This is a genomic window from Marinobacter sp. SS21 (assembly GCF_028369065.1).
Classification (GTDB): Bacteria; Pseudomonadota; Gammaproteobacteria; order Pseudomonadales; family Oleiphilaceae; genus Marinobacter.
The window spans coordinates 340,428-354,039 of the sequence record NZ_JAQNDA010000002.1 but is presented as its reverse complement, the minus strand read 5'-3'; the positions used below and the strand labels follow the sequence as shown (position 1 = coordinate 354,039).

10 protein-coding genes are annotated in these 13,612 nt (G+C 59.8%); 4 read left to right on the top strand and 6 right to left on the bottom strand.

Features of this window, described 5'->3' with window-relative positions; genetic code table 11:
* Positions 1–2 precede the first annotated feature (2 nt).
* Positions 3–968, bottom strand: coding sequence for a flagellar motor protein MotB (motB, locus tag N6L25_RS03865; RefSeq protein WP_271978050.1), 966 nt, complete (start codon positions 966–968; stop codon positions 3–5).
* Between the two features lie 49 nt (positions 969–1,017).
* Positions 1,018–1,869: a flagellar motor stator protein MotA gene (gene motA / locus N6L25_RS03860; RefSeq protein ID WP_271978048.1), complete on the bottom strand. Its 852-nt coding sequence runs from the start codon at positions 1,867–1,869 to the stop codon at positions 1,018–1,020.
* Between the two features lie 200 nt (positions 1,870–2,069).
* Between motA and asd the strand changes: the two genes are divergently transcribed.
* Complete coding sequence (gene asd / locus N6L25_RS03855) at positions 2,070–2,927, top strand: archaetidylserine decarboxylase (protein ID WP_271978046.1); 858 nt, start codon at positions 2,070–2,072, stop codon at positions 2,925–2,927.
* 23 nt (positions 2,928–2,950) lie between these two features.
* Here asd and epmA read toward each other — a convergent pair whose 3' ends face one another.
* Both epmA and efp read right to left on the bottom strand, forming a co-directional pair.
* A complete protein-coding gene (gene epmA, locus N6L25_RS03850; protein WP_271978044.1) occupies positions 2,951–3,928 on the bottom strand; it encodes an EF-P lysine aminoacylase EpmA in 978 nt (325 codons plus the stop codon).
* A gap of 14 nt (positions 3,929–3,942) precedes the next feature.
* Positions 3,943–4,518: an elongation factor P gene (efp, locus tag N6L25_RS03845; RefSeq protein WP_271978042.1), complete on the bottom strand. Its 576-nt coding sequence runs from the start codon at positions 4,516–4,518 to the stop codon at positions 3,943–3,945.
* A 45-nt stretch (positions 4,519–4,563) separates the two neighbouring features.
* On the opposite strand from efp, the gene epmB reads away from it, so the two are divergent.
* From epmB to N6L25_RS03830, 3 genes are all read left to right on the top strand, one after another.
* A complete protein-coding gene (gene epmB, locus N6L25_RS03840; RefSeq protein WP_271978040.1) occupies positions 4,564–5,604 on the top strand; it encodes an EF-P beta-lysylation protein EpmB in 1,041 nt (346 codons plus the stop codon).
* Positions 5,605–5,829: 225 nt separating this feature from the next.
* The gene (locus N6L25_RS03835; RefSeq protein ID WP_271978038.1) at positions 5,830–7,623 is read left to right on the top strand and encodes a GTPase; all 1,794 of its coding nucleotides are present in this window, start codon (positions 5,830–5,832) and stop codon (positions 7,621–7,623) included.
* Between the two features lie 242 nt (positions 7,624–7,865).
* Positions 7,866–9,950 (top strand): EAL domain-containing response regulator, encoded by a 2,085-nt coding sequence (locus tag N6L25_RS03830; protein ID WP_271978035.1) that lies wholly within the window; start codon positions 7,866–7,868, stop codon positions 9,948–9,950.
* Positions 9,951–10,003: 53 nt separating this feature from the next.
* Here N6L25_RS03830 and serB read toward each other — a convergent pair whose 3' ends face one another.
* Together serB and parC are read right to left on the bottom strand one after the other, a co-directional pair.
* Complete coding sequence (gene serB, locus N6L25_RS03825; RefSeq protein ID WP_271978033.1) at positions 10,004–11,212, bottom strand: phosphoserine phosphatase SerB; 1,209 nt, start codon at positions 11,210–11,212, stop codon at positions 10,004–10,006.
* The gene (gene parC, locus N6L25_RS03820; protein WP_271978031.1) at positions 11,205–13,490 is read right to left on the bottom strand and encodes a DNA topoisomerase IV subunit A; all 2,286 of its coding nucleotides are present in this window, start codon (positions 13,488–13,490) and stop codon (positions 11,205–11,207) included. Before parC ends, serB begins: the two co-directional genes overlap by 8 nt.
* Between the last annotated feature and the right edge of the window lie 122 nt (positions 13,491–13,612).

Genomic DNA, 13,612 nt, shown 5'->3' with positions numbered 1-13,612 from the left:
GATTACCAGCTCAAATCTTGCGGATCGGGCTCCGCCCGGGGCTCAAGCAATTCACCGCTCTCCAGCAACCGCCGCGCCTCCCGCTGCTCTTCCTCGGTAGGCGCGGTCAAATCGATCAGTGGCGCATTGGGGTCGGCCCGCCCCGCATTGTCCTGGATATCTTTCTGGGTCTTCTTGTTGAGCACGATGATGGAAATCCGCCGATTCACCGGCGCCGTGGGGTCGTCTTCATCGAACAACACCGAATCGCTCAGCCCCACCACCCGGGCAATCTGCGTTCCGTTCACGCCGCCGGCGACCAGCGCGCGCCGCGCCGTATTGGCCCGGTCGGCGGACAGCTCCCAGTTGGTGTAGCCAGGACGCCCACTGAAGGGGGTGGCATCGGTGTGACCAGTAAGGCTGAGCTTGTTGGTAACGGCGCTGAGCGGCTTGGCCAGCTCAAACAGAATTTCCTGGGAATAATACTTGAGCTGAGCCCGGCCGCTGTCGAACATCGGGCGCTGGGACCGGTCGACAATCTGTATCCTCAGCCCCTCATCGGTAATATCGATCAGCAACTGGTCCTTAAACTCCTGCAGAGTCTGGCTTTGCTCGATCTGCTCCTGCAAATCCTGGAACAGCTCCTGCATCTGCCGGCGCTCCAGGGTGTCCGCCAGCTCCTCGATACGCTGATCTTCCAGCCGGATCTCGGCATCCGCCACATCGGCATCGGTGGCATCCACCACCGAGGCACTGCCTCCCAGATCGACCGGATTGGGCGAGCCACCTTCGCTGAAGCCCACCGGATCCCGGAAATACCCTTCCACGCTACGAATCTGTTCCGGCGTGGCTGTGGCGGTCAGCCAGAGCACCAGGAAAAACGCCATCATTGCCGTAGCGAAGTCGGCAAAAGCCACCTTCCAGGAACCCCCATGGTGGCCACCGGCTACTTTTTTCACCCGCTTGACGATGATTGGCCTTTCTTCCACTACGTCACCCTAGCCCAGCAGCTTTGATTAAGGAGCCTCTGATTGGCGGTCACTTGGAACGCACATGATCATTGAGCTCCTGGAAGCCCGGGCGTTTGTGGGTCGGCAACGACTTGCGACCAAATTCTATGGCCATTTGCGGCGCCTGCCCGGACACGGTCGCCACGACGGCGGCCTTGACGCACTCATAGGCTTTAATCTCGTACTTGGCAGAATGTTCCAGTGCAATGGACATGGGCCCAACAAAGCCATAGCCCATGAAGATGCCCAGAAAGGTCCCGACCAAAGCCGCAGCGACACTGAGACCAATCCGCTCCGGCCCCTCGCTGAGGAAATTCATGGTGATGACGATACCCAGTACCGCCGCCACGATGCCCAGACCCGGCAAGGCGTCGGCGATCTTGTTCACCGCATGGGACGGTTCTTCCAGCTCATGGTGGCGACTGTCGATTTCGCTGTCCATCATGCCCTCCAGCTCATGGGGGGCCATGTTGCCGGAACTGATGATGCGCATGTAGTCGGTGATAAAGGCCATTAATTCCTTCGACTTCGCCACCGCCGGGTATCGGGAAAAAATCTGGCTGGATTCCGGGTTCTCGATGTCCTCTTCGATGGCCATCACGCCCTGCTTGCGTGACTTATCGAAGATGTCGTACAGCAGACTGAGCAGATCGAGATAGAACGCCTTGTTGAAGGGCGAGCCAACCAGCAGGCGAATGAATCCCTGAAACACCTGCTTGATGATATTGGGCGGGTTCGCAATGATAAAGGAACCAAGCGCCGCGCCAAATATGATCAGCACTTCGGTCGGTTGCCAGAGCACCAGCAGTGTTCCACCGTGAAGCACGAAGCCGCCGAGCACACAGGCAACGACGATAACTGCGCCAATAATCAATGCCATAGAGTCTACTTCACCCTGTTATCCAATTGCGCCGCCCCAATCATAGCAAGCACTGGAACGGTCCGCGAAAAACCGGTTCGCTTTTTGAGCATTCAGCCCGCCTGCGCAGCCACCCTTTCCAGGCCATGTCCAAATTCCGCTGCCACCTGCGAGGCAGACTTTGGTAGAATCACGCGCTTTCGGTGCAAGAGACTTCCCCAATGTTCGACAAGCTGTTCGTCCTCAGTCAATACGTTACTCCGCAACTGGCCGTCTCACGACTGGCAGGCAAGCTTGCCGACAACGATAAGGTGCCCGCCCTGAAAAACCAGGTGGTCAACTGGTTTATCGGCCGCTACGGCGTAGACATGAGTGAAGCGCTGGAATCCAACCCCTCCGCCTACCCGAGCTTCAACGCGTTTTTTACCCGGGAACTGAAACCGGGGCTGCGCCCTGTCGACGCTGATCCGAATACCCTGACCAGCCCGGTAGACGGCGCCATCAGCCAGCTTGGGCAGATCAGTGACGGCCGGGTCTTCCAGGCCAAAGGGCAGTCCTTCAGCCTCAATGAGCTATTGGGTGGCGACGAGCAGCGGGCCGCCCCTTTCGAGAGCGGCGAGTTCGCCACGATCTATCTGGCTCCCAAGGATTACCATCGCATCCACATGCCCATGGCCGGCACCCTGCGGGAAATGGTCTACATCCCCGGAAAACTGTTTTCGGTTAACCCGGTAACCGCAGCGAACGTACCTAATCTGTTCGCCCGTAACGAGCGGGTGGCCGCCATTTTCGACACCGAGATCGGCCCTATGGCCATGGTTCTGGTGGGCGCGATGATCGTTGGCAGCGTCGAAACCACCTGGGCCGGCGTGGTGGCTCCAGGCACCGGCCTGGTTACCAGCACACGCTATGAGCACATGAAGTCCCCAATCCATTTCAATAAGGGCGATGAGATGGGCCGCTTCCGGCTCGGCTCGACGGTAGTCATGCTGCTGCCGAAAGGTGCCGCTCGCTGGAATCCGGAGCTCGCGGCCGGCACCACCGTACGCATGGGCACGGCCTTTGGCAGCTGGAACTGACCAAAAAATGCGGGCGGGTCGACTCAGGCCCGCTCCAGTGGAAAGCTGACCACCTCGTCGATTCGCTCTACCCCGAGCTTCAACATCAGCAGCCGGTCCAGGCCCAGGGCAACGCCGGCGCACTCGGGCATGCCTGCGGCCAAGGCCGCCAGCAAGGCCTCGTCCACCGGCATAGGTGCCTTCCCCGCCGCTGCCCGAGCCGCATTATCCACCTCGAACCGTCGGCGCTGCTCGCTGGCATCGGTCAGTTCCCAGTAGCCGTTGCACAGCTCGATACCCGCGACATAGAGTTCAAACCGATGCGCCACTTGGTGACCGTCCTTGCTGGAGACCCGGGCGAGCGCGGCCTGGCTGGCCGGGTACTCCACGATGAATGTGGGCGGCTGCGCCCGTAACGCCGGCTCCACGACGTGACTCATCAGCAATTCCAGGCAACCATCCCGCCCCAGTTCCGCGGCAACGGAACGACCAACCCACGGCTCGCAGCGTGTAGCCAGCGCATCATCCTTAACGGTAAACGGATCCACCCCGGCGTAGAGCTGCATCGCGTCACGGTAACGCAGGGTCTGCGGACGCTCGCACCCCAGCCAGCCGCAGACGAGGTCGGCCACTTCCGCCATCAAGTCGACGTCTGACAGGCCGGGACGATACCACTCCAGCAGGGAGAACTCGGGGTTGTGGCGCCCGCCCCGCTCGCCATCACGAAACGCGCGAAAGACCTGATAGATGGCACCGGAACCGGCCGCTAGCAAGCGCTTCATGTGAAATTCCGGAGACGTCTGCAGCCAGCCGCGGGTCTGGCGGCAGCCTGGGACAGGAGACATCTCGACCGCAACGCTGTCGAGATGGAGATCGGTAACGCCGTGGCGGGCCAGCACCGGGGTTTCCACCTCGAGCACGTCCCGCTCGGCAAAAAAACTGCGCAGGTAGGTCAGCTGGCAGGCCCGCTGCCGCAGGGCCTGCATCGGGGCAGTGGGGAGCCAGTTGGTGGCCTCAACCATGCCGCCGGCTCGAATCAGGCGTTCTTGACGCGGTTGACGTATTCACCACTGCGGGTATCCACCTTCAGCACTTCACCGATGGAGATAAACAGCGGCACGTTCACCACCGCGCCGGTGGACAGCGTTGCCGGCTTGGAGCCTCCCTGCGCCGTGTCGCCTTTCATGCCCGGATCGGTCTCGACCACTTCCAGTTCCACGAAATTGGGGGGCGTTACCGTCAGGGGAGCGCCGTTGTACAGCGTCACGGTGTAGACGTCCTGCTCCTTCAGCCATTTCAGGGTATCGCCCACCGCCTTGGCGTCGGCAGCGTGCTGCTCGAAAGAGCCGTCGGTCAGCATGAAATGCCAGAACTCGCCATCGGTGTACAGGTATTCCATATCCTGATCGATGACATCGGCGGACTCCAGGCTCTCACCGGACTTGAAGGTTCGCTCCCAGACCCGGCTGCTCATCAAATTACGCAGTTTGACTCTATTGAAGGCCTGGCCTTTCCCGGGTTTAACGAACTCGTTGTCCAGAATCACACAGGGGTCACCGTCCAGCAAAACTTTAAGACCACTGCGAAATTCGTTGGTAGAATAGGATGCCATGATAAAACCACCTGAAAGAAAGCTGTTTGGAATCGAAAGGTCGCTATGATACAGCGAACTCCTACCGCGATAGAAGCCCGTCCGCAGGATATCGACAGCCATAGTTGGCAGCAGCTATTAGCCGATTCGGTAACCACCCCGGAAGCCCTGCTGCAGGAACTTGGGCTGTCCCCGCAGCGCTGGCTCAGCGGAGCCCAGGCTGGCCATCGCCTGTTTCCAATCCGCGTGCCACAACCTTACCTGGACCGAATTGAGCGGGGCAACGCCGCCGACCCGCTGCTGCGGCAGATCCTGCCGCTTCAGGACGAAGCCGCCGAGCGCGCGGGTTATGTTCGCGATCCCCTTGCCGAGCGTGAAGCCACCGCCAGCCCGGGACTGATCCGTAAATACCGGAGCCGGGCGTTGCTGATGGTCACCGGCCAGTGTGCCATCAATTGCCGCTACTGTTTTCGACGCCACTTCCCCTATGACGAACACCGACTGTCGCCCAGCGAGCGCACGGCGGTGCTGAACACCCTGGCGGCGGCCCCGGAAGTCAACGAAGTGATACTGAGCGGCGGCGACCCCCTCGCCGTCAACGACCGGCTTCTGGCACGGTGGGCTCACGACCTGGCCACCCTGCCCCAGCTTCGCCGGATCCGGATCCACAGCCGGCTGCCGGTGGTCATCCCTCAGCGGATCTGCGACGAGCTGCTCGCCTGGATGACAGCAACTCGCTTGCAGGTGGTTCTGGTTGTGCACATCAACCACCCCAACGAACTGGACTCGCAAACCCGTCATGCGCTGAACCGACTCAAAGCAGCCGGCGTAACGCTGCTCAACCAAAGCGTCGCCTTAAGGGGGGTAAACGACGACGCCGATACCCTGGCCGCCCTCAGTGAGGCGCTGTTCGAATCCGGCGTGCTGCCTTATTACCTGCACGCCTTCGATCCGGTTGCCGGCGCCCACCACTTCGACGTCAGTGACGACGAAGCCCGTCAACTGGTCCGCACCCTGGTGGAACGGCTGCCTGGCTTTCTGGTCCCCAAACTGGTGCGGGAGCAGCCTGGTCGCGCAGGCAAGACACCCATTGATCTACACTTCTAGTCGGCCCCGGAAAAAGGAACCGGACAGCCAAAAAAGTGTCAAATCTTGCAAACTTACGCGATGAATGGCTTTCTGCTGCTCGTCTGCTATTTTACAGTTCATGGTTAACTATTAATAAAGATTTGTATTTTCGGCACTTTTTGCGGAACTCGTCACAGTTCAAGGATGAAGGAGGCCGCAGGAAAAATACAACAGCACCTTCGCATGGCCTGAGCATACATACGAATGACCCTGAAACCCGATCTGTCCGTACCTGAACAGAAAATTGCAAGCCTCTCTTTCTGCGATGCCAACCCCAAGGCATTTCGCGACTGGACGCGCAACCTGCCCATTGCAAACGTCGGCGAGGCCTCGCGCCAGCTATATCACGCCATCATCGAACTCAACCAGCTGTTCGTTGCCCCCCAGACCCGGCTCCAGTTACTGGAATTGGCTCGCCCCAAGATCCGCTTTGTATGCGGCGAACTGTCCCGTCACTTTTTGGGTCATGCGGTATCCCTGCCGGAGAAACAACGCAAGATCGCCAACCTGACCCAGGCGTTACAGTTGCATCTGGCCCACGGCTACAAACTCTGTCTGCTTGAGCTGATTGATGAAGGCAATATCGAGAAGAACAGAAAGGCCCTGACCAGCAGTTGCCACCGGGCGATCACCGAGCTGGGTGCCACCATCGTTCGCGCGCAACAGCTTTACTGCCCCAGTCCGGCCCGGAGCTGGCTGGAATGCCACCGGCTGTTCCGCTTTGCCCAGCGCAACAAGCTCGCAGACCTGGCTATCGACGACGAAACCCTAAGCCATCGGAACCAGAGCACCGTCGCAGATTGCTACAAACGCATCCTGTTACTGGGCTGCGCACGCCCCAATCAGCTGCGGCAGAATGAATTGAGCCAAACCTACGACCTGTTTGAGTACTGGACCGGCCAGGTTCGGTGCGGCACCGGCCGGGAAAACGACTCGCTGTTTGTGGTCAATTTGGAGCAGGATTCACCGCCGGTGTACCGCAGCCTGGTCGCGGGGGGACAAAACGGAGACACCATCGACCTCGATACCCGCGAGCTGTCCTCGCACCTTGCCGAGTATCTGCACGAGCGCCTTGAATTGAATAATCGGCGTTTTGAGTCGCGCGTGCCGCTGCCTGTGGGCGTTAACGACACCCTGCTGACACACCTGAGCCAAGCGTTCGGGGCAATCACCAAACGAAACTTTAACCGCATTGCCAGCCAGGGCCACCTGGAGATTTGCGTCGGCCTCACGGCGGCCCATTATTTCATTGCCGGCCAGAAGAGCTTTACCGAATTCGTAGCCGGTAACGAACCCGAAGAGGAGGAGAACCGCTTCCTCAACACCGCCAAACGCAAGCAGGATGCCTGGGCGGGAGCGTTCGATGCCGGGCCCAGCGAGGAACGCCATCACGTCACGGACACGCCGATTGACTTCCGCGCCAGCACGGGCGCGATCAGCAAGCCCACCCGCAAGAGTCAGCCGACCGCCCATAAGGCGGCCCTGGTGAACACCAGCCCTGGAGGTTATTGCGTGTCCTGGGGCGCCAACCTACCCCCCTCGATGCAGGCTGGTGAAGTTCTGGGCGTACGGGAGCAGTCCAGCCACCCCTGGAGCGTCGCCATCGTGCGCTGGATTCGCCAGGCCAAGCATCAGGGTACCGAGATCGGCATCGAATTGCTGGCACCGAATGCCGCTCCCTGCGGCATCAAATTGATCCAGAAAGTTGGCAGTAGCAGTGAATTCCTACGGGGCCTGCTACTGCCGGAGATCAGCGTCGCCAACCAGGCTGCCACGCTGATCACACCGCGCTTGCCCTTCCAGGCTGGCAGCCGGATCACGCTGTTACACGACGGCCGAGAAGACCACGGACAACTCACCACCCGCATCTCCGCTTCGGGCAGCATTAGCCAGTTCGAATTGAAATTGCAGCAGCAGGCCCCACTGGCGGCATCCAGCCCGGGGCAAGGTTCCGGCACCAGCGAAGATGAATTCGATTCGCTTTGGCCGTCGCTGTAACGACAAGCTGAGCCACCCAGGTCTCAGCAATTAGGTGCAAGGGTTGTCATTACCGGACAACCCTTGCATCATTCGGCATACCTTATAACAATTTCAGGGTTCCCGACTGGCCCTTGGCGGCAAGAACGCTCACCTGCCGTCAAGCGATTCCACACTCCGAACTGTCGGCGTTCCCTGAAGACAAGACTGACTCCGAAAGGACCGGGCATCCCGGTTTTCCCTATCCGCGAGACACCTGACGTATGCAGAAGAAGAAATCGACGGTTCACGTACTGATTCTAGACCCCGACCAGAATGACGCGGAATCCCTGGTCAGCCTGTTACGAAATTCCGGCAGGGCCACGCGGGCACACCGCATCACGTCGGAAGAAGACCTCGAAGAAACGCTAAAATCCGCATCGTGGGATCTGCTACTGGCCCGTGACAAGGCTCAGGAATTCGCGCCCGACGCCGCGCTGGCGATGATAAAGCGTCTCGACAAGGACCTTCCGTTCATCCTGCTCACCGACCAGTTCGACCGGGACCGCACCGTCCAGGTTATGCGCTCTGGAGCCCAGGCCACAGTCGAGGCCGAGCATTCCGACTTGCTGGTATTGACCATTTTCCGGGAACTGAGTGCACTGGAAGAGCGGCGCAGGCGTCGCGCCCTGGAATCTCATTTGCACGAGGCCGAGCAGCGTTGCCAGCTACTGCTGGAAAGCTCCAAGGACGCCATCGCCTACATCAACGATGGCATGCACATCTACGCCAACCAGTCGTACATGGACTTTCTCGGCTACGACGACCTCGATGAGCTGATGTGCGTCCCGATCCTCGACACCCTGACCCCGGACAGCCAGGCCAAGTACAAGGAGTTCATGAAGAGTTTCGCGGAATCCGGCAGCGATGGCATGACCCTGAACTGCCAGGCCCGGCGCAGCGACGACCAGCAGCTGAGCATAACCTTCGCCGTGTCGTCGGCAACCTATGACTCCGAACCCTGTACCCAGATCGTTATACAGCCGGAACACAGCGACGCCGAGCTGGAAGAAAAGTTGCGCCAGATCAGCAGCCAGGATCTGCTGACAGGCCTCTACAACCGACAGTATTTCATGGATGAGCTTGCGGCCACCATTGCCCAAGCCGCCGAACGCAGCGAACCGGGCGCCCTGGCCTATATCGCTCTCGACCGTTTCATGTCCATTAAAGGGCAGCTCGGCATCGCCGGGGCGGATCTGCTATTGGGCGACCTGTCCAACATCCTCAAGGAGCAGGTCGGCAATGAATTCCTGCTGGCGCGCTTGAGCGATGATGCTTTCGGCCTGCTGACCGGCACCTGCGATCAGCAGGCGATGCACACGGCTTGCGAGCGCCTGCGCAAGACCATTGAGGATCACCTCTTCGACATTGACGGTCGCACCATTCAGCTGACCGTCAGCATCGGCATAGCCGCCATTACCGAGAATGCGCCCAAGGCCGCCGACATGCTGGGGCGCGGCCACGTTGCCTCCGACGAGGTCCGCAAACTGGACGGACACCAGGATGGCAACGGTATCGTGGTCTACAATCCCGCGGATGCCGAGGGGCTCGGCGGAGAAAGTGCCGCTGAGGTGATTCAGAAGGCTCTCGATGAAGACCGGTTTCGTCTGCTGTACCAGCCCATCATCAACTTGCGCGGTGAAGGGGAAGAGCATTACGAGGCAACGGTTCGCATGCTCAACAAAGACGGCGAAGAAGTCTCTCCCTATGAAATCCTGCCGCCCATGGGACCGTCAGAAATGGCGGTCAAGATTGATCGCTGGGTCATCCTGCAAACCATCAAGCATTTGGCGTCCCATCGCTCCCGCGGGCATGATTCCCGCCTGTTCCTTAATGTCTGTGCGGAATCCCTTCAGGATAAGACCTTCACACCATGGCTCAGTGTGGCTCTGAAAGCCGCCAGACTGCCTGGTGACGCCCTGATTTTCCAGCTGCGTGAGGGAGACGCCACCAACCATTTGAAGCTGGCGAAAGAGTTTGCCAAATCACTGCATGAGCTGCATTGCAAGGTGTCCCTGAGCCAGTTCGGCGGTGCGTTGAACCCGTTCAACACCCTCAAGCATGTGGAAGTGGACTATGTGAAAATCGATGGCTCCTTTACCGAAGAGTTGCAGAAAAACGACGAGGCGAAGGAGCGAGTCCAGGAGATGGTGAAAGAGCTGCAAGGCACCGGCAAACTCACCATTATCCCCATGGTGGAGAACGCGGTGGTGTTGTCAACGCTCTGGCAAGCCGGCGTCAACTACATCCAGGGTTACTATGTACAGGCCCCGGTTCCAGAGATGAACTACGACTTTGGCGATCAGTAGGCCGCCTCAGTGGCAGTCACGGGATGGCCGCTACTGGCCACCCCGTGACTGAATCAGCGATTCTCGCTTTCCCGGAAGCCGATCAGGTACAGAATGGCGTCCAGCCCCAGAGTGGAAATGGAATGGCGAGCCGACTCCTTCACCAGCGGTTTGGCGCGGAAAGCGACCCCCAGCCCAGCCTGACTGAGCATCGGCAGATCGTTAGCGCCATCACCCACGGCAATCACCTGCTCCCTGGAAATATGCTCCTTCTCGGCAATTTCCAGCAACAGCTGGGCCTTGCGCTTGCCGTCGACAATGGGCCCGGAGACCTGGCCTGTCACCTTGCCGTCGATGATTTCCAGCTCATTGGCATGCACGTAATCAATGCCTAATTTGCGCTGCAGATGCTGTGCAAAGTAAGTGAAGCCCCCGGAAAGAATGGCCGTGCGGTAACCGAGGGATTTCAGCCGGCTGATCAGATGTTCCGCGCCTTCGGTAAGTTTCAGCCGCTGGGCGATGCGTTCCAGCACGGACTCATCCAGGCCCTTGAGCAGTCCGAGGCGTTCCGCAAAACTCTGACTGAAATCCAGCTCCCCCTGCATGGCGCGCTCGGTAATATCAGCGACCTGATCGCCGACACCAGCCTCCCGCGCCAGTTCGTCGATCACTTCCGCCTCGATCAGGGTGGAGTCCATATCGAACACCACCAGCCGGCGATTTCGGCGAAAAATGGAATCCTCCTGAAAGGCGATGTCCACGTTCATCTCAGCGGCGATGCGCAGAAAATCCGACCGTAACTGTTCGGCATCGGAGGGCGCACCGCGTACGGAAAATTCCACGCAGGCGATCCGGTTCTCGGTCGGATCCAGCGATGGCCGCGCGGACAGCCGGGATATGTTGTCGATATTCAGCCCGTAACGCGCCGTGATGGCGGATACTTTGGCGATCTGTTCGGCTTTGATGTCCCGGGACAGCAGGGTGACAATGTAACGGGCCCGATTCCGCCCTTCTGCCCATAACTGGTACTCCTCCACGGTGATGGGCGCGAACCGCACTTGAAGGTCCAGGGCATGCAGCCGGAACAGCAGATCCCGGATCACCGGCGGCGCCTTCGACTCATCGGGAATCTCGGCGAGGATGCCCCATGTCAGGTGGTCGTGAATAACCGCCTGCCCAATATCGAGAATCCGCACCTCGTAGCGCCCCATGATGCCGGTAATTTCCGACGTCAATCCAGGCTTATCCCGCCCGGAAACGTTAATCAAGACCAGCTCACTCACTCTCGCTTTGCTCCTCGTTGTCGGCGGCTCGAATCACCTCTATGCCGTCCACCCGCTGCAGTCCGCGGGGTAGTTTATGGCCCCTGCGACCGCGCTCACCCAGATAGTGCTCCAGATCGCGGAACTGGAGTCCCAGTTTGCGCTTACCGGCGCGGATTTCCAGCTGATCGGACTCGGCAAACACTGCGGTGGCCACCACGTACTCTTCCCGATTCTGTACCCGAGCACCCGGAATACTGATGATTTTGTTGCCCTTACCCTTCGCCAGTTCCGGCAGCTCACTGAGGGGGAAGACCAGCATCCGACCTTCGTTGGACACCGCCGTCAGATAGAGATGGGCGCTGTCCCGGGGTAACAGTTGGGGCGGCATGATGCGCGCACCCTTGGGCACCGTTACCACGGACTTACCATTGCGGTTCTTGCTGACCATCTCTGTCAGGGAGGTGACGAAACCGTAGCCGCCATCGGTCACCAGTAACACCTTCCGCTCCGAATCCCCCATCAGCAGACCGGAAAACGCAGCGCCGGAAGGCGGGTTAATACGACCGGTCAGGGGCTCGCCCTGGCCACGGGCCGAAGGCAGGGTATGGGCCATTAACGCGTAAGCCCGACCAGTGGAATCGAGGAAGATCGCCTGCTGATTATTGCGACCACGCGCAGCCAGGGCGAATCGATCCCCGGCCTTGTAACTTAAGCCCTCCGGCTCGATGTCGTGGCCCTTGGCCGCTCTGACCCAACCTTTCTCAGACAGCACCACCGTGACCGGATCATTAGAGACCAGATCTGTCTGGCTGAAGGCTTTCGCTTCGCCCCGCTCGACGATGGGCGAACGACGGTCATCGCCATGCTTTTCAGCATCAGCCTGAAGCTCGGCCTTGATGAGATCGCGAAGACGTTCTTCGGACGCCAGGATAGCCTGGAGCTCGTCACGTTCGGCGGCCAATTCGTCCTGCTCGCCGCGAATTTTCATTTCCTCAAGTTTCGCCAGGTGGCGCAGTTTGAGCTCGAGGATTGCCTCCGCCTGGTCCGCCGACAGGCTAAAGCGCTCCATCAACACCGGCTTCGGCTTGTCTTCGTGACGGATGATCGCGATCACCTCGTCAATATTGAGGAACGCAATCAACAACCCTTCGAGGATGTGCAGGCGGGCCAGTACCTTGTCCAGACGGTGCTGAAGCCGGCGCCGAACCGTCGTCCGGCGGTAGCTCAGCCACTCGGTCAGCAGCGTGCGCAGATCCTTGACGGCAGGACGACCATCGTTGCCGATCACATTGACGTTGACCCGATAGGTTTTTTCAAGGTCGGTGCTGGCGAACAGGTGCGCCATCAGCCCTTCCAGATCGACCCGGTTGGACCGGGGAACAATGACCAGACGGGTCGGGTTTTCGTGATCGGATTCATCCCTGAGATCCGCCACCATGGGCAGCTTCTTGCCCTGCATCTGCTGGGCGATCTGCTCCAGGACCTTGTTGCCGGACACCTGGTGCGGCAAATCGGTGACGACGATCTCGCCGCCCTCACTGACCCAGCGCGCCCGCATCCGCAGCGAACCCCGGCCCGTTTCGTACATCTGCAACAGGTCCTTGCGGGGGGTGATCACTTCGGCCTGAGTGGGAAAGTCCGGGCCTTTGATGTGCTCGCACAGCTGGCCGACGGTCGCGTCGGGCTCGTCCAGCAATCGAATGCACGCGGCAGTGACTTCCCGCGCATTGTGGGGCGGGATATCGGTTGCCATCCCTACCGCGATGCCCGTGGTGCCATTGAGCAATACGTGCGGCAGCCGGGCGGGCAGTGTCGCCGGCTCATCCATGGTGCCATCGAAATTGGGTACCCAGTCCACGGTCCCCTGCCCCAGTTCACCCAGCAACACCTCGGAAAAAGGCGTCAGACGAGATTCGGTATAACGCATGGCGGCAAAGGATTTGGGGTCGTCCGGAGAGCCCCAGTTGCCCTGACCGTCCACCAACGGATAGCGGTAGGAGAACGGCTGCGCCATCAGGACCATGGCCTCGTAACAGGCGCTGTCACCATGGGGGTGGAACTTACCCAGAACGTCCCCTACGGTACGGGCGGACTTTTTGTACTTGGCGGTGGATTTCAGGCCCAGTTCCGACATGGCATAGATAATCCGCCGCTGCACCGGCTTCAGGCCATCGCCAATATTTGGCAGGGCCCGATCAAGGATGACGTACATAGAGTAGTCGAGGTAGGCCTTCTCGGTGTATTCCTTGAGTGAGACCCGTTCAAAGCCCTCGTCCGTCGTCTGAAACTCTGGCATGGATGCCTCTTGCTGGCTGTTATGAATTCCCTCTGCCGCCCAGGCGGCACGTTACTGGTCGCTCATTATATGGAGCCAGGGACTCCGACACCAACCCTATTAGCAGCGTCGGCGTGGCGCCC